Below are 19399 nucleotides of genomic sequence, written 5' to 3'. Positions count from 1 at the left end.
ATGGCGATTATGGAATATATTGATGCCATCCGGCTGGCAATGAAAGAAGAAATGGAACGCGATGAATCGGTGTTCGTGCTCGGTGAGGATGTCGGCGTTAAGGGCGGGGTCTTCACCACCACCAAAGGTCTGCAGGAGCAGTTCGGGGAAGAACGTGTACTGGATACGCCACTCGCAGAATCCGCGATAGTCGGTGTAGCTATCGGTGCAGCGATGTACGGGATGAAGCCGATTGCCGAAATGCAGTATTCAGACTTCATGCTTCCGGCAACCAACCAGATCATCAGCGAAGCTGCCAAAATCCGTTACCGCTCCAATAACGACTGGAGCTGTCCGGTGGTGATCCGTGCTCCCATTGGCGGGGGGATCTTCGGCGGACTGTACCATTCGCAATGCCCGGAATCGATTTTCTTTGGGACGCCAGGGCTGAAGATCGTAGCACCGTACTCGGCTTATGACGCCAAAGGGCTGTTGAAGGCTGCTGTGCGTGATCCTGATCCGGTCCTCTTCTTCGAGAACAAAAAGTGTTATAAGCTGATTAAGGAAGATGTGCCGGAAGGGGATTACACCGTTCCGATCGGTGAAGCAAATCTGCTGCGTGAAGGCAGCGATATTACCGTAATCGGGTACAGTCTGCCGCTTCATTTTGCCATGCAGGCTGCGGAAGAGCTGGAGCGCGAGGAAGGCATTACTGCGCATATCCTTGATCTGCGCACCTTGCAGCCGCTGGACCGCGAGGCCATTATTGCTGCCGCCCGCCAGACCGGCAAGGTTCTAATTGTCCATGAGGACAACAAGACCGGAGGTATCGGCGGAGAAGTGGCGGCAATTATCGCAGAACACTGCCTGTTCGAACTGGATGCGCCGATCTTCCGTCTCTGTGGACCGGACGTGCCGGCGATGCCCATCAGCCCGCCGATGGAGAAGTTCTTCATGCTGAGCAAGGATAAAGTGAAAGCGGAAATGCTGCGCCTTGCGCAGTACTAAGTTTCATACCAGTTAGCCCAAACTTGAAAAAACAAAGAGCAGCATCGTTAGTGGAAAAAGTATCATGAATTGGACTCATTCAGCTTATGGAGTAATCCAAGTGGGAAAAAGTACCACTAATCCGGCTGAAAAACCCTGTATGTAATGAATAGGTATGAATTAGGTGTACAAAATCCCACTAAAACCTTATCGAACCAGGATTACAGCAAATTAGTTTTACTTTTTCCACTTAATATAGAGTGAACTTTAGAATCTAACCTGGTTTCTTGTTGAATCTCATAGCTCGCAGGGAATCCGCCGGGTTTTGTACGAAGTACTATCTGTAAGCATATGCTTACAAAACTTTAAGGAGTGACATTATGTCTGACAATACAAAGCTGACCGATGTGATTATGCCGCAGCTGGCGGAGTCGCTGGTGTCGGCGACGATCGGTAAATGGCTGAAGCAGCCAGGGGATTCCATCGAGCAGTACGAACCGCTCTGTGATCTGATTACGGATAAAGTCAATGCGGAGCTGCCTGCAACCGTGGATGGCACTTTGGTGGAGCTACTGGCAGAAGAAGGCCAGACCGTGAGCGTAGGCGAGGTGATTGCACGCATAGCGGTAGCTGCTCCTGAGGCTTCGAGCGCACCGGCCGCACCAGCGGCCGCTCCTTCCGTGGGTACTGCGCCGCAAGCGCAGGCCGCGTCCCGTCCGGCCGCACCCAATCAAGCTCCGGCAGCGGGCAGACCGCTAGTGCCTGCCGCTGCGTTTGACGCATCCGCACCGATGCGCTCCCGGTATTCACCGGCAGTGCAGACCCTTGCCGCGGAGCACGGCATTGATCTCGCGGGGGTGCCGGGAACTGGCCTTGGCGGCCGCATCACGCGTAAGGATGTGTTGACGTTCCTTGATAACGGCGGCGCGTCTGCCGCTCGCATGTCTGCTGCCCCAGCAGCCTCTGCTGGGCAGCAGGCTGCGGAAGTTACGCAGCAGCCTGCGATACAGGCGATTCAGGAAGAAGTGCAGGATCCAACGGTACCGGTTCGCCATTCTGGCCTGCATCTAAGTGAAACACCACGTATTCCTACAATTGAGGTAGAGGGCGGACGGGGCAGCAGTTCGGAGTATCTGATCGACGTAACCCCAATCCGTAACACAATTGCTACAAGAATGCGTCAGAGTGTCTCCGAGATTCCGCATGCCTGGACGATGATCGAAGTGGATGTGACCAATCTGGTCATGCTGCGTAACAAGCTGAAGGATGAGTTCAAACGCAAAGAAGGGATTAACCTGACTTATCTGGCCTTCTTGATGAAGGCTGTCGTAAGTGCCATTAAAGATTATCCGATCATGAACTCGGTGTGGGCTGTTGACAAAATTATCGTCAAACGCGACATCAACATCTCGCTGGCTGTCGGTACAGAGGATTCAGTGATGACGCCGGTCATCAAAAAAGCTGATCAGAAGAATGTTGCTGGGCTTGCCCGCGAAATCGACGAGCTGGCTTTGAAGACCCGTGAAGGCAAGCTGCGTCTGGAGGATATGCAGGGCGGCACATTTACAGTGAACAATACCGGTTCATTCGGCTCGATTCTGTCCTATCCGATCATCAATTACCCGCAGGCAGCGATACTTACCTTCGAATCCATTGTGAAAAAGCCTGTTGTGATCAACGATATGATTGCCGTACGTTCTATGGCAAATATCTGTCTGTCACTGGATCACCGGATTCTGGACGGCGTTATTTCTGGACGGTTCCTCCAGCGTGTCAAGGAGAATGTGGAGGGTTACACACCTGATACGAAGGTGTATTAATAAATGAACGGTATATCCCTGTAACAGGAGACTCTAATACAAAGGGGACCTGATAGCATGAGCAGCTCGGATCTAAGCTTATTGGAAGTTTCATATCTTCCGCTGATGGAATACGGGGCGGCCTGGGACCTGCAAAAGGAAGCTGTTCAGGCAATTGATGCCGGAACAGGGCCAGAGCGGCTGATTCTTTTGCAGCATCCGCCAACCTATACCATCGGCTCCCAGCATCATCCTGAACATCTTCTCCTCAGTGCCGGACAGCTTAAGCAAAAAGGCATTTCGCTGTTTGAAATCGACCGGGGAGGAGATATTACATATCATGGTCCCGGCCAACTGGTTGGATACCCGCTGCTGAAGCTTGGGGTGGATGGCAAGGTGGATTTGCACGGTTATCTGCGCCGTCTGGAATCTGTAATTATTGATTTTTTGGCAGCTTACGGTATTGAAGGCAGCCGTAAACCGGAATATACGGGTGTGTGGGTTGGCGATGAGAAAATCTGTGCCATTGGGGTTAAGTTTAATAAAAGCAAATTCCGCAAAGGCTTTATCACCAGCCACGGGTTCGCGTTTAATATCGCTGCTGGAATCGGGGAACAGGGATTTCAGGGGATTATTCCGTGCGGGATTGCCGAGTATGGAATCACCTCACTGGAGGAATGCGCCGGGCGTCCGTTTGAACTCCGGGAGGTAGCCGGAGAACTGATTCCTTATTTCCTGAAGTATTTTCCTTATGAGACGTCTGATGCCGTACTTCAGGCGGATTCGCTGCTAGCTGATTAAGCCGGACATTCTAAGGTACGCTCAAGTCAAATAGCGCCCGGAGCATCCGGACGCTATTATTAACGGGCCAATGGGATCATCAGCCGGCCAGGAAGGGCTCAAGGACGAAGAGCACGGTTGAGGCGATCATGGCGATCAGCATAACATAGATAACGATGCGGAACCATTTTTGACGTTGCATGAGTGACTCCTTTGAAATTAGTTTAAGTTAGAAGCGTATGGAAAGTTTAGCACAATACTGTTATTGTAACGTATCCGTGAAAGAGAGGGAAGTCCAATGATCTCACAAGACCGCTTGATTCAGGAATTCATGGAGCTTGTCCGTGTAGATAGTGAAACAGGAAACGAACGACAGATTGCCGATGTGCTCACAGAAAAATTCAGCGCACTGGGCCTTACCGCCATTGAAGATGATTCCAAAGACCGCACGGGTCATGGGGCGGGCAATTTATTCGTAACCTGGCCAGCCGTAGAAGGGGCTTCAGCACCTAAGATGCTGTTCACCTGCCATATGGATACCGTGGTTCCCGGTAAAAATATTAAGCCTTCCCTGGGCGCAGACGGCTGGATTACCAGCGACGGCAGCACAATTCTTGGCTCGGATGACAAGGCTGGACTCGCTGCTGTATTCGAAGCCATTCGTGTGATTCAGGAGCACAAACTGCCACATGGACAGATTCAGTTTGTTATTACCGCAGGTGAAGAGTCGGGGCTGCTGGGTGCCCGGAACATGGACCCACGCCTCTTGGATGCCGAGTTCGGCTTTGCCCTGGACTCTAACGGTGAAGTGGGAGCCATAGCAGTCGCTGCGCCGACCCAGGCGAAGGTGACCATGCAGATCTTTGGCAAATCCGCTCATGCCGGCGTGAATCCGGAGGATGGAATCAGCGCGATTCAAGTCGCCAGCAAAGCCATCTCGGCGATGAAGCTTGGACGCATCGATAATGAGACAACAGCCAATATCGGCAAATTTGCCGGTGGCGGCCCAACGAATGTGGTCTGTGACCATGTGCAGCTGGATGCCGAAGCGCGCAGTATTGTGCAGGAAAAGGTAGAGCGGCAGATTGCTTCCATGCGTGAAGCGCTGGAGACTACGGCCCGCGAATACGGTGCGGAAAGTGAGTTCCGCAGTGAAATTATCTATCCGGCATTCAGCTTCAATGAGCATGATCCGGTAGTGAAGCTGGCGGAACGTGCGATTACCTCACTTGGGCTGTCCCCAAGATTGTTCGCGTCCGGCGGTGGCAGCGATGCCAATGTATTCAACGGATTGAAGGTTCCAACGGTAAACCTGGCGATCGGCTATCAAAATATCCATACGACCAAAGAGCGGATCAAAGCCGAGGATATCGTTAAGGTGGCCGAACTCGTTGTTGCTATTGTGAAGGAAAGTGTAAAAGGCTGATCCAGCCACAGGCCGCTTAGGTTGCTGCGTGACATACATGAAGGAGCTGTCTCCGGTCCATCCCCGGGAACAGCTCCTTATGTTTACTCACCCTGATGAACACCAGAGAGGCGACCAAGAGATTATCCGGCCTTGTTCGCGTTATTTTTCCGTTCTTCGGAATGCAGCATCAGGATATAGGCCAGCGGCATATCACGTCCATATTGCTTCATCCACCCGGCCAGCACAGCCTTGATTTGCTCCGGTTTGCCTACCATTGTGACGGCGGATGAGCTTGAACGGACAAGGATGTCATACATGCCTGCATTCCTTCTTTCCTCTTAAGTTTGCTATAATACACCCTATGCAGATTGAAGCCAAAGGAGACCATATAATCTATGAAAAAAGTTGAAATTAAACGCAATCCCGCACTGGACGAAGAGACCTTATCCACACAGCCGATTTTTGAAGGTAAAATCATTTCGCTGCAGGTAGATACTGTCAAGCTGCCTGACGGCAATACCGCAACACGCGAGGTCGTGAAGCATCCGGGGGCTGTAGCTGTACTGGCACTGAACAAGGGTAAAATGCTGGTGGTTGAACAGTACCGTCAGCCGATGCACCGCACCGAGGTGGAAATTCCTGCCGGCAAGCTGGATAAAGGCGAAGATCCGCTGGTGGCAGCCGGTCGGGAGCTTCAGGAAGAAACGGGTTTTCATAGCGGTGAGCTGAAGCTGCTGAAATCGTTCTATACCTCTCCCGGTTTTGCTGATGAAATCATCCACTTGTATGTCACGGACAATGCCCAGACGGGAGATATGTCGCTGGATGAAGATGAGTTCCTGGAGGTTTCGGAGCTGACATTGGAGGAAGCGTATCAATACATTGCGGATGGGCGGATTGCCGACGCCAAAACCATGATGGCCGTCTACGCCTGGCATTTATATACGCTTACAGGCCAATGGCACTAGGAGCTAAGCTTCAAAGCTTCTATTGTGACCTTCATGTGCATATCGGGCGGACTTCTGAAGGGCAAGCTGTCAAAATCAGCGGCAGCAGCAGCCTTACTTTTGCTAACATCGCCAAAGAGGCGGCACAGCGTAAAGGAATGGAGCTGATCGGTATTATCGACAGCCATGCGCCGGGAGTTCAGGCGGATATCCGTACACTGCTGGCCTCTGGTGAGATGGGCGAAGCGGATGGAGGTGGGATCGCTTACCAGGGAACGACGATTGTGCTGGGAACGGAAATCGAAATCCGTGAGCCCGGGCGTAAAGAGTGCCATGTCCTGGCTTTCCTGCCGGATCTTGCGGCAATGGAGGCATTCAGCAGCTGGATGAGCAAGCATATGCGCAACATTAATTTGAGCTCCCAGCGGTTGTATGTTCCGGCCCGGGAGCTGCAGGATGAGATCTGCGGGCGGGGCGGGATACTCATTCCGGCACATATTTTCACCCCCCATAAAGGATTGTACGGGTGTGCCGCTGAACGAATGGCCGAACTGTTTGATCTGGAGAGGATTGCTGCGGTGGAGCTTGGGCTGAGCGCCGATTCGGGAATGGCAGGTTATATTTCCGAGCTTGACCCCTACACCTTCCTGACCAATTCCGATGCCCATTCACTTGGTAAAATCGGCCGCGAGTATAATGTGATTGAGATGGAAAAGCCCTCGTTCGCTGAGCTGCGGCTCGCGCTGGCGCGCCAGGAAGGGCGCAGGGTCAGCGCTAACTATGGGTTGAATCCGCGGCTCGGCAAGTATCACCGTACCTATTGTGCCGGCTGTGGCAGCATCGTTGACGAGGCATATGCCACCTCGGAGCGTTGTCCGTATTGCGGTAGCCCAAAACTGGTGCAAGGTGTGTTAGACCGGATTCTGGCGATTGCAGACCGCGGGGAGCCAATAATTCCTTCACATCGGCCTGAGTACCATTATCAGGTGCCGCTGGAGTTTATTCCGGGGCTGGGCAAACGTAAGCTGGAGCTGTTGCTGCAGGCTTTTGGCACCGAGATGAGGATCCTGCACTCTGCCAGTGAGGCGGAATTGGCCGCTGTTGCCGGAGCAGATCTGGCGTCGCAGATTGTGAGAGCCCGTTCCGGCACACTTGCGCTATCGTCTGGCGGGGGCGGGACTTATGGCAAGGTAGTGAAGAGCTAACGGCAAAGGACAAGTCATAGAGCGGGACGTTTCTTCATATGGTGTAACATATGACCGGAAAGGAGAACGTCCCGATGCGTAGTTTACGGCTGATGATGAAGGAACAGACGCCTCTTTATATTTTTGTCGCGGTATTGTTTTTGGTTGGGGTCGTTTTCGGGGCTTTGATTGTGAGTGCACTGACACTGGATCAGCAGCAGGAGCTTGGGGATTACCTGGGGAATTTCTTCATCACCGTCGATCAGCAGGGGCTCCCGGCAGCGCCGGATTCTTACTGGGACATTGCTGCGCTGAATCTGAAATGGATCGGTCTGATCTGGATTCTCGGTTTGTCTGTGATTGGACTTCCCGGCATACTGATCCTGGATTTTCTCAAAGGCGTACTGATCGGCTTTACCGTCGGCACACTGGTCAGCGAGTATTCATGGCATGGCATGCTGTTCGCGCTGGTCTCGGTTGCTCCGCATAATCTCGTGCTGATTCCGGTGCTGTTAGTAAGCAGCGCGGCGGCGATTGCTTTTTCGCTGCTGATGATCCGCAGCCGGGTGCTGGGCCAGCGGCGTTCTCCGGTAACCCGGCCGTTCGCGATGTATTCACTGCTCTCTTTGGGGCTGGCGGTTCTGGTACTGGGTGTCTCCGGTTTTGAAGCCTGGGTCACCCCATCGATGATGCGCTGGGTTACACCTATGCTGGTCCCCAAAGGATAACAGGGATTACCGGGCTGCTTCAGAGGAGCTCTCCGCTCCAAAAGCGTTTGACTTCTCAAACCGACTCCCCCTATAATGGAAGAAGTGATTTTGTTGCCCGGAGCGGTAATTTTCCAAGGGGGAGGCAGACAATGGAAGCCCGGATAGATAAGATTAAGCAACAGCTACAATCCCAAGGATATAAGCTGACACCCCAACGGGAAGCGACTTTAAGAGTGCTGCTGGAGAATGAGGAAGACCACTTAAGTGCAGAAGATGTTTTCATGCTGGTGAAGGAGAAAGCTCCTGAGATCGGACTCGCTACTGTCTATCGTACCCTAGAGCTGCTTAGTGAACTTCATGTCGTGGAGAAGATCAATTTCGGCGATGGCGTAGCCCGTTATGACTTGCGGACTGATACAGCGAAGCATCACCACCATCATCTGATCTGTGTGCAGTGCGGCACCATGGATGAGATTCGTGAAGATTGGCTCGGACCGCTGGAAGAGCGGCTGGAGAACGAGTTTAATTTTACCGTGCTGGATCATAGACTTGATTTTCACGGAATCTGCTACCGCTGCAAGGACAAGAATAGCACGGACAGCAAGCCTTCCGAATAAGCTTATAGATGAAGATTTACCGCATAAGCTCTCCCCGGTACGATATACCGGAGGGGGCTTTTTAAATGATTTAAGGAGCTTCATACATATTAGGAGTCAGCGGTGCATAGAGTGTAGGACGAGTCCGTGGGGCTGACTTGCTCCATAAATCTTTGAGGAGGAATCCCGATGATCGTCTCTGTGCCGAAGACCATGCGCCGGCTGTATTTTATGACACTGCTGGTGGCCATGAGCTGCCTTGCCTATTATGCTATGAGCTGGATCAGCAGTTGGATCAATCCTTATGAGCAACATGAAATTCCTGAAGGAACGGCCGTCCGGGCATTCCAAGAGGTTCCGCATCGTCCCGAAGCACTGGGCGCGGGGGAGAGATTGCGGTTTTATTACTGGTACGGTGAGTGAGTGCTACTCCATAAGCAGGAAATAGCTGAGAGTCTGTCGAAAAAGACAAGGGTGGGACCTGACATGGCCTGCCCTTAAAAGCTTGCCGCGAACCCTATGCCTAAAATGCTGCAGAATCGTGAAGAGCAGCCTGAGTAAGACAGGAGCGTGGATTGATGAAGTCACATTTGCAGCCGTTTATGCAGTATTTGTCCGAAGACAAAGGCTTGTCGCCAAGCACACTTGAGTCCTACGGACGGGACATTTCACAGTTTATGGATTTTATCGAAGAGCGGGGCCTTACCTCGCCGGAGGAGATCAAAAGATCACATATTATGCTCTATCTCGCAGCACAGCGGGGAGCAGGGCGCGCAGCCGCAACGGTGAACCGGAACACGGTGTCACTCCGGGCTTTTTTTCATTATTTACTGAAGGAACGATTGATCGGGTTGGACCCTACGCTGGATATGGACAAAATCAAACCAAGCAGCAAACCTCCGATGATATTGAGTGTGGAAGAGATGGAACGGCTGCTGGAAGCACCTGGTGAAGACACTCCCCCGGGTAAACGTGATAAGGCAATGCTGGAGCTGCTCTATGCCACTGGTATCCGCGTCTCCGAGCTGATCTCGCTGAATGTGGAGGATGTGCATACAGATATGAAGTATGTGCGCTGCACCGGATCTTCCGGCAAGGAGCGGATCGTACCCATGGGGGAGATGGCCGCTGAATGTGTAGCCCGGTATACGGCTGGCATGCGGGACAAGCTGCTTCGCGGCAATACGGATGAGTCAGCCCTGTTTCTGAACAGTCTGGGAGGCAGGCTGACCCGTCAGGGATTCTGGAAAATCATTAAGAAATACGCCCGCGAAGCCCAAATCGAGCAGGACATCACTCCGCATACGTTAAGACATTCTTTTGCAGCGCATCTGCTGGAGGGTGGGGCTGATCTGCGTTCCGTGCAGCAAATGCTGGGACATTCTGATATCTCTACTACACAGATTTATAGCGGAATTGCGCGTAAGAATATGAAGGATGTCTATGAGAGCCATCATCCGCGGGCCAGATAACCGGAAACACGTTTAAGCTAAGAGATCACTTACAATAATCAAGTCCGCAGTCGGCAAAAGATGCTTTTTGTGAGTAAGATCGCTATGATGGAATCATACTGAAACCTAAGGCTCCACCAGGTGGAACTCATTTGAAAGATCAGCGGCTCAAGTCTTGCATACTACTAAAGGAGTGAAGACGGCAATGTCCTCATTTAAACGAATCGGATTTATTGTACTGGATAGTGTAGGTATCGGTGAAGCGCCGGATGCCGAAGGCTTTGGAGATAAAGGTGCCCATACGCTGGGTCATATTCTGGAACGGGTGCCGGGTCTTAAGCTTCCTAACCTGCAGCAGCTCGGCCTTGCGAATATTGCACCGCTGCCGCCGCTTGAACCTGTGGCTGCACCAACCGGATATTACGGTAAAATGCAGGAGGTTTCGGTAGGTAAGGATACGATGACCGGCCACTGGGAGCTGATGGGACTCAAGATTGAGATTCCCTTCAATACTTACCCTGACGGCTTCCCTGCTGAATTGATTGAGAAGTTTGAAGCCGCTACCGGCCGTAAGGTGATTGGCAACAAACCAGCCTCCGGAACGGAGATACTGGTAGAGTATGGTGAGGAACAGATGAAGACAGGCGCGTGGATCGTATACACATCCGCAGACAGTGTGTTTCAGCTTGCTGCGCATGAGGATATTATCCCGCTGGAAGAGCTGTACCGCGCCTGCGCTATCGCCCGTGAGATGACGATGGCTCCTGAATTCTCGGTGGGACGTGTAATCGCCCGCCCTTATGTGGGCGAACCGGGGAACTTCGTACGCACGCCGAATCGTCATGACTATGCGGTGAAACCACCGGAGCCAACCCTAATGAATGCGCTGAAGGATATCGGCAAGGACGTAATTGCCATCGGCAAGATCAATGATATTTTTACGGGTGAAGGGGTTACGGCCTCCTATCCGACCAAAAGCAATGAGCATGGTATCGAAATTACAATCGCAGAGCTGCGCAAGCCTTTTGACGGCTTCCTGTTCACCAATCTGGTAGACTTCGACTCCCTGTACGGCCACCGCCGGGATCCAGAGGGTTACGGTCATGCCTTGGAGGTGTTTGATCAGGCGCTGCCTGAGCTGCTGTCGACGTTAACGGAAGACGATCTTCTGATCCTCTCGGCAGACCACGGGAATGACCCGATCCACAGCGGAACGGATCATACGCGCGAATATGTACCGCTGCTGGTCTACAGTCCGCGGTTCAAGAACCCGGACAGCCTCGGCATCCGGCAGACGTTCTCCGATGTGGCAGCGACAATTGCCGACAACTTCGGGGCGAAAGCGCCGCAGTACGGGACAAGCTTTTTGGCGGAATTGAAGTAATCCCACAAACCCTTTAGGAGGCAATATAATCATGAACGTAGTTACTCAGAGCAATATTCAGGAAGCTGCAATCTATATCAAAGATAAATGTCCGGTTGCCCCGGAGATCGGCCTCATCCTCGGTTCGGGTCTTGGCGTGCTGGCGGATCTGATCACCGACGAGGTGGTCATTCCCTATCATGAAATTCCTCATTTCCCGGTATCAACGGTGGAAGGACATGAGGGTGAACTGCTGATCGGCATGATCGAAGGACGCCGTGTGGTCATGATGAAGGGCCGCTTTCATATGTATGAGGGCTATGGCCCGGAAACGACAGCCTTTCCCGTTCGTGTAATGAAGGAGCTGGGAGTAGCCAGCCTGCTGGTGACCAATGCCGCCGGAGGTGTGAACACGGACTTCAAGCCTGGCGATCTGATGTTGATCACCGATCATCTGAACCTGACCGGACGCAATCCGCTGACCGGCCCCAATGACAATGCACTGGGTGTGCGCTTCCCTGATATGTCTACAGCCTACAGCCCCCGTCTGATAGCAGTGGCTAAAGAAGCTGCGGCAGCACAGGGTTTTGAATTTAAGGAAGGCGTATATGCCGGACTGCTTGGACCCAACTACGAAACACCGGCTGAAATCGTGATGCTTCGCCGCCAGGGTGCGGATGCGGTCGGGATGTCTACCGTTTCGGAGACCATTGTTGCCCGTCATGCCGGCATTGAGGTGCTGGGTATTTCCTGTATCACTAATATGGCTGCTGGTATTCTGGACCAGCCGCTGAATCATGCGGAGGTAATGGAGACGGCGGACCGCGTGCGCGAGCACTTTTTGAAGCTGGTCCTGGCGTTTATTCCGAAGATGTAGGTTAAGGCCTCTGCTGAACAGAACTTTACACCATACACAATTGATATAGGGAGGATTTTACTTATGACACAACACGCAAATACCCCTTATGGCATGCAGGTCAAAGAAGCCGTTGAATATATCCAATCCAAACTGGGTGCATATGCTCCAAAGATCGGTCTGATTCTAGGTTCGGGTCTTGGCGATCTGGGCGATCAGATTGAAGATGCCATTTACTTGCCTTACGGAGAAATTCCCCACTTTCCGCGTTCGACGGTGGAAGGCCATGCCGGTCGGTTCGTGATCGGGAAGCTGGAAGGCAAAGACGTTATGATTATGCAGGGCCGTTTCCATTACTATGAAGGTTACGCCATGCGCAAAGTTGTACTTCCGGTATATGTAATGGCTAAGCTGGGCGTAGGTACACTGGTAATTACCAATGCGGGTGGCGGCATGAACCGTTCATTCAAAGCCGGGGATCTGATGCTGATTACCGACCACCTGAACATGACCGGCGATAATCCGCTGATCGGACCTAATGATCCGGAGCTGGGTGTTCGTTTTCCGGACATGTCCCGTGCGTATGACCCTGAATATATCGTTCTGGCCAAAAAGCTGGCGGCTGAAGTCAAAGGTGTGGACGGTGAAGCACTGGTGCTACAGGAAGGCGTCTATGCCGGAATCAGCGGCCCAACCTACGAAACACCTGCTGAGCTCAAAATGCTCGCCCTTCTCGGCGGAGATGCTGTTGGCATGTCCACGGTGCCGGAAGTGATTGTTGCCAGCCACAGCAAGCTGCGGGTGCTGGGTATTACCTGTATTACCGATATGGCTATTGGGGATGAGCTGGAGCCGCTGACGCATGAGCAGGTGGTGAAGGTGGCAAACCTGACAAAACCGAAATTTATCGGCCTGGTGCGCGCTTTTGTGCGTGAGGTGCAGGCATAATGCGGGCAGTTGATCTGATTCAGAAGAAAAGAGACGGCGGCGAGCTGAGCCGTGAAGAAATTGCTTATCTGATCCAGGGCTACAGCAAGGGTGAAATTCCGGATTATCAAATTTCTGCCTGGGCAATGGCGGTCTACTTTCAGGGGATGAACGCACGCGAAACCGGTGATCTGACCCTGGAAATGGCCATGTCAGGCGACCAGGTTGACCTTAGTCCGATTGCGGGCATCAAGGTAGACAAGCATTCTACAGGCGGCGTGGGCGATAAAACAACTGTGGTGCTTGCTCCACTCGTAGCTTCTGCCGGAGTACCAGTCGCCAAAATGTCCGGCCGTGGTCTGGGACATACCGGCGGCACTCTCGACAAGCTGGAGTCGATCAGCGGCTTCTCTGTGGAGATGGACCGGGAACGGTTCTTCACCCAGGTTGGCGAGATCGGTGCAGCCGTCATCGGCCAGTCCGGTAATATCACCCCAGCGGACAAGAAACTGTATGCGCTGCGTGATGTGACCGCCACGGTGGAATCCATTCCGCTGATTGCGAGCTCCGTCATGAGTAAAAAGATCGCCGCCGGCGCTGATGCCATTGTACTCGATGTCAAAACCGGCAGCGGCGCGTTCATGAAAACGCTGGACGATTCCATTGCTCTGGCCCAGGCCATGGTCGATATCGGAACACATCTGGGTCGTAACACGGTTGCGGTCATCAGCGACATGGACCAGCCCCTGGGCTACGGCATCGGCAATGCCTTGGAAATCAAGGAAGGCATCGAAACCCTTAAAGGTCACGGGCCTACAGATCTGGAAGAGGTCTGCCTGATACTTGGAAGTCAGATGCTGGTTCTCGGGGGAAAAGCGAAGGATGAGGCCGAAGCGCGCTCGATCCTGAAGTCCCACATTGAGGATGGCAGTGCACTGGCCAAGTTCAAGCAGATCGTCCTGGCCCAAGGCGGAGATGTTACCCAGGTGGAGTCGCCCGATACACTGCCGTCCGCACGGACCTTCATCGAAGTGAAGGCAGTAACTGCCGGATACGTGGAGAGCATCCAGGCTGAGCAAATTGGCATCGCTGCCATGCTGCTTGGTGCCGGCCGGGAAACGAAGGAATCGGTCATTGATCTGGCGGTCGGTATTCAGCTGTCCAAGAAAGTCGGGGATGCTGTAGCTGCAGGCGAAACACTCGCTGTCCTGCATGTGAACGACGCTGGAGTGAACAAGGTGCAGGAAGCGGAAGCCAAAGTGCTGGAAGCTTACCTGATTTCCGCCGAGCCGGTTCCCCCGCAACCGCTGGTCTTCGCATTGGTGACCAAGGATGGGGTCACACGGTATTAATTAGGTTGAGATCGAAATCCCACATGCACTAAGCTCTAGAACAACAGCAGAGCCCTATACACCTAACAAAAATCCGTACGGAACAACTATGTTCTGTACGGATTTTTGTTGTTTGGGAAATCAGATAGCTAGCCCTTCTAATCGAATTAATCATAGAAATCTGCCCGCCCCTCAATAACGCGCTCCTTAAGCTCCCCACGTCTTCTTTACCGTAAGTTTTCTGCTTCACATATCCATCTGCGAGTCCAGACACTTTTCTATGGCCTGCATAATCCTGTATGCGCCACGGCTATGGTTGCAGAGGACGGCGGCTGTAGTACCACTGGCGGGGTAGTATGCAGAATGGAAGGATACCCCAGGATCGTAGCCCGTTACATGATATTTATAAATCTCTCCACTGCGCTTCGTAATCCATACCCCGTAGCCGTAATATTCCTCTTTGTCCTCATGGATGTGAGGGGTAAGCAGCAGGTTAGTCATCTCCGGACTCAGCAGTTTCTGTCCGAGCAGCCCTTCCCACAGCAGCAGCATATCGGGGGCAGTGACGAACGCGCCACCGTCCGCGCCTCCTTTTACGGGGATGGAGTAGATATTGGTAGTCCAGGTTCCGTCCTCTTTCACGAGGTAGCCCTGTGCGGTATTGCCGGGTAGCGCATCAAGCGAGAAATAACCCGAGTCAGCCATTCCGCAGGCTGCAAAAATATGCTGCTCCACATAATCCGTGAATGGCATCCCGCCAAGCTTCTCCACGAGCAGACCGAGCAGTATATACCCCGCATTATTGTAATGGAATCTGGTGCTTGGCGAGAATTTCATTGGCAGCTCCTGGAACATGGGCAGGAAGTCTTTAAGCTGTCTTAGCTGATACATCGGCCGGGTGATCCACAGAGCAGCGAAATCATCCATCGTCTCTTCGTCAAAATAATCGGGAATGCCTGAACTATGGGTTAACAGGTGGTGAACGGTGATGTCAGGGCTGAACTGGGGGAAATCCGCCTGGTCCAGAATATCTATGACTTTGCTGTCGTGCGCAAGCTTGCCCTGCTCTACCAGCTGGCAGACGGCAATCGCTGTGAACAGCTTGGAGCCGGAAGCATTGCCGAAACGGGTGCCTAGACGGTTTGGTCTTTGTTCTGCTTTGTCGGCGTAACCGTAAGCGCCAGAGGCCGCAGCACGGTTACCTTTTTTGACGAGTACGGTTCCCGAAAAGCCTGTGGCCTCAGCCTCGGATTGAATATTCGTGACCAGCTGTTCTTGCAGCATAAGAAGTCCTCCTGATCTGTAATTCATATGGCAGCATCATATGCAGGTGTGTATAGTTCACGTTATCATGATCCCCACTGAATAGGTACTCCTACTTCGTTTAAGAACCGTTTATTACCTAATAGACTCTGAATGAAATAGGCCCCTGGAGCAGAGCATACGCTGCGCGTAAGGTTTATGTGCAAAGGACAAGAAAAGCATCGTAGTTTTGGCAGGACGGTACATTGTGGAGCGTTTGGAATTTAAGATAGTATAACTCTAACAGATTGAGAGAAAGCACACCCGGGGAGGAATTGTAATGGCACTTCATCAGACGATAACGGTATTGAACACGATGGACAGCGCTTATGTGAATGGCGAGCAGATCAGGCAGCTATTTGCAGCGTATCCTGCGGTTAAGGTAGCAGTGAAGAAGGTTGAAGGCGATAAAGGAAGCACAGAATTCGTGAAAATCACAATCCCGGGCAGTAATGGCAAAGGAGCAGGCGGCAGTGCACCAACGTTTGGCATTGTGGGCAGACTGGGCGGTATCGGGGCGCGTCCCGGCCGGATCGGGATTGTCTCTGATGCAGATGGAGCAGTAGCTGCTGTAGCTTCAGCACTGAAGCTGGCCGATATGCAATCCAAGGGAGATATTCTGCAAGGCGATGTGCTGGTAACCACACATATTTGCCCGGATGCGCCGACCCTGCCGCATGAGCCGGTGGATTTCATGGACTCTCCGGTCGATATTCTGCAGATGAATGAACATGAGGTGCTGCCGGAGATGGAAGCGGTTCTGTCCATTGACACCACCAAAGGCAACCGGGTGATCAATCACAAAGGGATTGCGATTTCGCCTACCGTTAAGGAGGGCTATATCCTGCGAGTGAGCGAGGATCTGCTGCGACTTCTGGAAATGACGACAGGCCAGCTTCCCGTTACTTTCCCCGTGACGACCCAGGACATCACTCCATATGGCAATGATCTCTACCATATTAATTCGATTCTCCAACCCGCAGTGGCAACAGATGCTCCGGTTGTCGGTCTGGCCATTACCGCCCAATCCATGGTTCCGGGCTGTGGTACCGGAGCGAGTCATGAGGTCGATATCGCTTCGGCGGTCCGTTTTGCCATTGAGACGGCCAAGGAATTCAGCCAAGGTCTTTGCTCGTTCTATAACATGGCAGAATTCAAGCGAATTATAGAGCTGTACGGCTCCATGAAAGTACTGCAGACTTCCGGCAAACCAGTGGTTCCTACAGCCTGATGTGGTGCGCTGCGATTCTTAGCCAAAGGGTTGAGCTTAGGAGGGAGGCAGGGATAAGTTTGAAACAACTTGGACTGATTACTATCGGACAAGCCCCGAGAACTGATGTAGCACCTATCCTGGAAAAGTATCTGGAAGGACGCGCGGAGCTGCTCCAGTCCGGAGTACTGGACGGCTTCACTCCGGCGCAAGTGAAGGAGAACTACGCTCCACGTGAGGGAGAATATGTCCTGACCTCCCGGATGAGCGATGGTTCGGCTGCTGTTGTCTCCAGGGAGCGGATAATGCCGGTGCTCCAGGGGAAGATTGATGCCATGGAAGCGGCGGGAATTACGACGATTCTGCTGCTCTGCACCGGTGAATTCCCGGGTCTCCGGACAGTCAGGGCCCATTTGATTGAACCGGACCGGATTATTCCGCCGGTGGTGGAGGCTTTAACCCGCAAGCGCCGTCTGGGGCTGATAGGGCCCCTTCCCGAACAGGAGCAGAACCTGAACGAGAAATTTGCCGCATCCGGCAGCACACTGCCCTTTGCCGCCGTCTCTCCATACACTGGAAATGAGGCGGAATTCCGTGCCGCAGCGGAGAAGCTGAAGGATCAGACAGATTTGATTGTGCTTGACTGTATGGGTTATGTGGAGCAGCATAGACAGTGGGCGGCTTCAGCTGGTGTCCCTGTCGTGTTGTCCAATGCGCTGATGGGGAAGCTGATCGCTGAAATGGTGTAATCAGGAGGAAGCGAACATGAGTGAACAACGGATCGAAATCAGTATGAATGTCCTGAAGGACTGCCTGGGGCTTGGCAGCCATGAGCAGCTTGTTGTCGTGGCGGATGATGACAAGCGTGAGCTTGCCGAATCGGTCTATGAGGCGGGCAAACGGCTCGGTGCCGAGTCGGTGCTGATGGTTATGAAGGAACGGACCCGGTCCGGTGAAGAACCGCCAGCCGCCATTGCCGAAGCAATGGCCAAATCGGATGTTGCTGTATGCATTACTACCCATTCCATGACCCATACGGCGGCCCGCAAGCAGGCGGCAGCAGCAGGTACCCGGGTGGCCACGATGCCAGGGATGACCGATGATATGTTCAGCCAAGGTGCTATTACCGCAGACTATGGACAGGTTAAAGTTATGACGGAGCAGATAGCCCTGCTGTTATCCGGCAGCCGCAGTGTCCGTATCGAGAAGGAAGGATTAAGCCTGTCCTTCTCCATTGAGGGACGGGAAGGCATCCTTAGTACAGGTCTATATCTGAATCCCGGAGAATCCGGCAATCTTCCTTCGGGCGAAGCCTATATCGCACCCCTGGAAGGCACCGCTTCAGGAAGCATCAAGGTGGACGGTTCCATTGCCGGGATCGGCGCACTGAGCAGTCCGATGGTGCTTACAGTAGAGCAGGGCCGCCTGACTGCGGCGGATGGTGAAGCCGGGGACAAGCTGCTGGAGATGCTGGGTGCAGGGGATGGTAGGCTTCTCGGCGAATTCGGAATCGGCACGAATAACAAAGCGCGGATTACCGGTGTAGTCCTGGAGGACGAGAAGGTCTATGGCACGATCCATGTGGCTTTTGGCAGCAACAATACCTTCGGCGGAGTTGTTGCCGCAGGCGTACACATCGATGCGGTAGTGATGAAGCCGGACGTCTACTTGGATGACAAGCTGATTATGCGTGCCGGAGAACTGCTATAAGATTGAATAGACGGTCAGACTGCAGGAGGCTTCAGGACAGGAGGGATAGGGATGCTGGGAATCATACGTGTCATCACACTGGAGGAGGAAGCAGCGATTCATCTGCACGGAGAGCTGATTGAGCGCCGCTTCGGGCTGCCCGTTGTGAGCCGCTGCATTCAGGAGCAGCCCCAGGGGGTATTCGATGAGGAGACAGAAGCACAATCGGTCCCCAAAATAATCGAACTGGCCCGCGAGCTGGAACGCAGCGGCTGCACTGCTATCGGGATCAGCTGCGCGGCAGATCCCGCGCTGGAGGAAGCCAGAGCCGCAGTTCGGGTGCCAGTACTGGGTGCGGGTTCCTGCGCGGCACATGTGGCGATGGCTTATTCCACCAAGGTAGGAGTGCTGACCATCCTCACGGAGGTTCCGCCCTTGATACGAAGTATACTCGGAGAAGCTTATGTGGGCATGGACCGTCCGGACGGAGTCACGACGACTCTTGATTTGAACACGCCCGGCGGGCGGGCTGGTGCACTGGCCGCAGCTGCGCGGCTTAAGGACCGCGGAGCGGAGGCCATTGTGCTGGCCTGCACCGGCTTCGCCACCATCGGGCTGGCGGCGGAGCTTGAGGAGAAGCTTGGGGTCCGCGCACTGGACCCGATCCTCTCGCTCGGCGCGGCGGCGTCTGCCGCTGCGCTGCCGGGGCTTCTCCGGCGGTAATAGCCGGCATGTCCTTATATGACTTGAAGAAGCAGGTATCCACCTTATTCAAAGGGAGGTACCTGCTTTTTTGCATTTTATTGAATGAGGTAAAGGTTCCTTCTAGTTCTCGCTGAAATGGAAGCCGCCTCTAGCAGAGGACGGTGAAGCCGTCCCC

At 53.3% G+C, this 19399-nt stretch carries 21 protein-coding genes; 18 read left to right on the top strand and 3 right to left on the bottom strand.

The genetic code is table 11. The annotated features are described in order from the left end of the window. From A3849_RS25015 to lipB, 3 genes are all read left to right on the top strand, one after another. The gene (locus A3849_RS25015; RefSeq protein WP_074113824.1) at nt 1–987 is read left to right on the top strand and encodes an alpha-ketoacid dehydrogenase subunit beta; all 987 of its coding nucleotides are present in this window, start codon (nt 1–3) and stop codon (nt 985–987) included. A gap of 359 nt (nt 988–1346) precedes the next feature. Continuing rightward, the gene (locus A3849_RS25010) at nt 1347–2786 is read left to right on the top strand and encodes a dihydrolipoamide acetyltransferase family protein (protein ID WP_074113823.1); all 1440 of its coding nucleotides are present in this window, start codon (nt 1347–1349) and stop codon (nt 2784–2786) included. A gap of 57 nt (nt 2787–2843) precedes the next feature. Further along, the gene (gene lipB / locus A3849_RS25005) at nt 2844–3566 is read left to right on the top strand and encodes a lipoyl(octanoyl) transferase LipB (RefSeq protein ID WP_074113822.1); all 723 of its coding nucleotides are present in this window, start codon (nt 2844–2846) and stop codon (nt 3564–3566) included. 79 nt (nt 3567–3645) lie between these two features. Here lipB and prli42 read toward each other — a convergent pair whose 3' ends face one another. Next, nucleotides 3646–3747 (bottom strand): stressosome-associated protein Prli42, encoded by a 102-nt coding sequence (gene prli42, locus A3849_RS32500; protein ID WP_143186211.1) that lies wholly within the window; start codon nt 3745–3747, stop codon nt 3646–3648. A gap of 96 nt (nt 3748–3843) precedes the next feature. Between prli42 and A3849_RS25000 the strand changes: the two genes are divergently transcribed. Beyond that, nucleotides 3844–4971, top strand: a complete 1128-nt coding sequence (locus A3849_RS25000) for a M20/M25/M40 family metallo-hydrolase (RefSeq protein ID WP_074113821.1) — start codon at nt 3844–3846, stop codon at nt 4969–4971. A 122-nt stretch (nt 4972–5093) separates the two neighbouring features. Here A3849_RS25000 and A3849_RS33100 read toward each other — a convergent pair whose 3' ends face one another. Further along, nucleotides 5094–5270, bottom strand: a complete 177-nt coding sequence (locus A3849_RS33100) for a hypothetical protein (RefSeq protein WP_178382797.1) — start codon at nt 5268–5270, stop codon at nt 5094–5096. A gap of 78 nt (nt 5271–5348) precedes the next feature. Between A3849_RS33100 and A3849_RS24995 the strand changes: the two genes are divergently transcribed. The 10 genes from A3849_RS24995 (at nt 5349) to A3849_RS24950 (ending at nt 14339) form a co-directional block, all read left to right on the top strand. Continuing rightward, the gene (locus A3849_RS24995) at nt 5349–5921 is read left to right on the top strand and encodes an NUDIX hydrolase (protein ID WP_074113820.1); all 573 of its coding nucleotides are present in this window, start codon (nt 5349–5351) and stop codon (nt 5919–5921) included. Continuing rightward, nucleotides 5912–7105, top strand: coding sequence for an endonuclease Q family protein (locus tag A3849_RS24990; RefSeq protein WP_074113819.1), 1194 nt, complete (start codon nt 5912–5914; stop codon nt 7103–7105). The genes A3849_RS24995 and A3849_RS24990 overlap by 10 nt, the downstream gene beginning before the upstream one ends. Nucleotides 7106–7179: 74 nt before the next feature. Continuing rightward, on the top strand, nt 7180–7812 hold the full coding sequence (gene spoIIM / locus A3849_RS24985) for a stage II sporulation protein M (protein ID WP_074113818.1): 633 nt from the start codon (nt 7180–7182) through the stop codon (nt 7810–7812). A 131-nt stretch (nt 7813–7943) separates the two neighbouring features. After that, nucleotides 7944–8411: a ferric iron uptake transcriptional regulator gene (fur, locus tag A3849_RS24980; protein WP_074087517.1), complete on the top strand. Its 468-nt coding sequence runs from the start codon at nt 7944–7946 to the stop codon at nt 8409–8411. Nucleotides 8412–8579: 168 nt separating this feature from the next. Further along, nucleotides 8580–8813, top strand: a complete 234-nt coding sequence (locus A3849_RS24975; protein ID WP_074113817.1) for a DUF4227 family protein — start codon at nt 8580–8582, stop codon at nt 8811–8813. A 155-nt stretch (nt 8814–8968) separates the two neighbouring features. After that, nucleotides 8969–9862 (top strand): site-specific tyrosine recombinase XerD, encoded by an 894-nt coding sequence (gene xerD / locus A3849_RS24970; protein ID WP_074113816.1) that lies wholly within the window; start codon nt 8969–8971, stop codon nt 9860–9862. Between the two features lie 184 nt (nt 9863–10046). Next, the gene (gene deoB, locus A3849_RS24965) at nt 10047–11225 is read left to right on the top strand and encodes a phosphopentomutase (RefSeq protein WP_074113815.1); all 1179 of its coding nucleotides are present in this window, start codon (nt 10047–10049) and stop codon (nt 11223–11225) included. A 31-nt stretch (nt 11226–11256) separates the two neighbouring features. Further along, nucleotides 11257–12081, top strand: a complete 825-nt coding sequence (locus A3849_RS24960; RefSeq protein ID WP_074113814.1) for a purine-nucleoside phosphorylase — start codon at nt 11257–11259, stop codon at nt 12079–12081. A gap of 63 nt (nt 12082–12144) precedes the next feature. Further along, complete coding sequence (locus A3849_RS24955) at nt 12145–13008, top strand: purine-nucleoside phosphorylase (protein WP_083613652.1); 864 nt, start codon at nt 12145–12147, stop codon at nt 13006–13008. Then, nucleotides 13008–14339, top strand: coding sequence for a pyrimidine-nucleoside phosphorylase (locus A3849_RS24950; RefSeq protein ID WP_074113813.1), 1332 nt, complete (start codon nt 13008–13010; stop codon nt 14337–14339). Before A3849_RS24955 ends, A3849_RS24950 begins: the two co-directional genes overlap by 1 nt. A 225-nt stretch (nt 14340–14564) precedes the next feature. Here A3849_RS24950 and A3849_RS24945 read toward each other — a convergent pair whose 3' ends face one another. After that, on the bottom strand, nt 14565–15602 hold the full coding sequence (locus tag A3849_RS24945) for a serine hydrolase domain-containing protein (protein WP_074113812.1): 1038 nt from the start codon (nt 15600–15602) through the stop codon (nt 14565–14567). A 298-nt stretch (nt 15603–15900) separates the two neighbouring features. On the opposite strand from A3849_RS24945, the gene A3849_RS24940 reads away from it, so the two are divergent. The 4 genes from A3849_RS24940 to A3849_RS24925 are packed head-to-tail and all read left to right on the top strand — an operon-like array spanning nt 15901 to nt 19242. Further along, nucleotides 15901–16851, top strand: a complete 951-nt coding sequence (locus tag A3849_RS24940; protein WP_074113811.1) for a DUF1177 domain-containing protein — start codon at nt 15901–15903, stop codon at nt 16849–16851. Between the two features lie 59 nt (nt 16852–16910). After that, entirely contained in the window at nt 16911–17579 is a 669-nt protein-coding gene (locus A3849_RS24935) for an AroM family protein (protein WP_178382796.1), read from the top strand. A gap of 16 nt (nt 17580–17595) precedes the next feature. Further along, a complete protein-coding gene (locus tag A3849_RS24930) occupies nt 17596–18540 on the top strand; it encodes an aminopeptidase (RefSeq protein WP_074113809.1) in 945 nt (314 codons plus the stop codon). Between the two features lie 51 nt (nt 18541–18591). After that, on the top strand, nt 18592–19242 hold the full coding sequence (locus tag A3849_RS24925) for an aspartate/glutamate racemase family protein (protein ID WP_074113808.1): 651 nt from the start codon (nt 18592–18594) through the stop codon (nt 19240–19242). The last annotated feature ends 157 nt before the right edge of the window (nt 19243–19399 follow it).

The organism is Paenibacillus sp. P46E (genome assembly GCF_001909095.1).
Classification (GTDB): domain Bacteria; phylum Bacillota; class Bacilli; order Paenibacillales; family Paenibacillaceae; genus Paenibacillus_AQ; species Paenibacillus_AQ helianthi.
This window is presented reverse-complemented; position numbering and strand designations above follow the sequence as displayed.

Bases quoted from the DNA above. Each gene is read 5' to 3' on its own strand.
- A3849_RS25015 (WP_074113824.1), top strand. From the start codon at position 1: ATGGCGATTATGGAATATATTGATGCCATCCGGCTGGCAATGAAAGAA.
- A3849_RS25010 (WP_074113823.1), top strand. From the start codon at position 1,347: ATGTCTGACAATACAAAGCTGACCGATGTGATTATGCCGCAGCTGGCG.
- lipB (WP_074113822.1), top strand. From the start codon at position 2,844: ATGAGCAGCTCGGATCTAAGCTTATTGGAAGTTTCATATCTTCCGCTG.
- prli42 (WP_143186211.1), bottom strand. From the start codon at position 3,747: ATGCAACGTCAAAAATGGTTCCGCATCGTTATCTATGTTATGCTGATC.
- A3849_RS25000 (WP_074113821.1), top strand. From the start codon at position 3,844: ATGATCTCACAAGACCGCTTGATTCAGGAATTCATGGAGCTTGTCCGT.
- A3849_RS33100 (WP_178382797.1), bottom strand. From the start codon at position 5,270: ATGTATGACATCCTTGTCCGTTCAAGCTCATCCGCCGTCACAATGGTA.
- A3849_RS24995 (WP_074113820.1), top strand. From the start codon at position 5,349: ATGAAAAAAGTTGAAATTAAACGCAATCCCGCACTGGACGAAGAGACC.
- A3849_RS24990 (WP_074113819.1), top strand. From the start codon at position 5,912: ATGGCACTAGGAGCTAAGCTTCAAAGCTTCTATTGTGACCTTCATGTG.
- spoIIM (WP_074113818.1), top strand. From the start codon at position 7,180: ATGCGTAGTTTACGGCTGATGATGAAGGAACAGACGCCTCTTTATATT.
- fur (WP_074087517.1), top strand. From the start codon at position 7,944: ATGGAAGCCCGGATAGATAAGATTAAGCAACAGCTACAATCCCAAGGA.
- A3849_RS24975 (WP_074113817.1), top strand. From the start codon at position 8,580: ATGATCGTCTCTGTGCCGAAGACCATGCGCCGGCTGTATTTTATGACA.
- xerD (WP_074113816.1), top strand. From the start codon at position 8,969: ATGAAGTCACATTTGCAGCCGTTTATGCAGTATTTGTCCGAAGACAAA.
- deoB (WP_074113815.1), top strand. From the start codon at position 10,047: ATGTCCTCATTTAAACGAATCGGATTTATTGTACTGGATAGTGTAGGT.
- A3849_RS24960 (WP_074113814.1), top strand. From the start codon at position 11,257: ATGAACGTAGTTACTCAGAGCAATATTCAGGAAGCTGCAATCTATATC.
- A3849_RS24955 (WP_083613652.1), top strand. From the start codon at position 12,145: ATGACACAACACGCAAATACCCCTTATGGCATGCAGGTCAAAGAAGCC.
- A3849_RS24950 (WP_074113813.1), top strand. From the start codon at position 13,008: ATGCGGGCAGTTGATCTGATTCAGAAGAAAAGAGACGGCGGCGAGCTG.
- A3849_RS24945 (WP_074113812.1), bottom strand. From the start codon at position 15,602: ATGCTGCAAGAACAGCTGGTCACGAATATTCAATCCGAGGCTGAGGCC.
- A3849_RS24940 (WP_074113811.1), top strand. From the start codon at position 15,901: ATGGCACTTCATCAGACGATAACGGTATTGAACACGATGGACAGCGCT.
- A3849_RS24930 (WP_074113809.1), top strand. From the start codon at position 17,596: ATGAGTGAACAACGGATCGAAATCAGTATGAATGTCCTGAAGGACTGC.
- A3849_RS24925 (WP_074113808.1), top strand. From the start codon at position 18,592: ATGCTGGGAATCATACGTGTCATCACACTGGAGGAGGAAGCAGCGATT.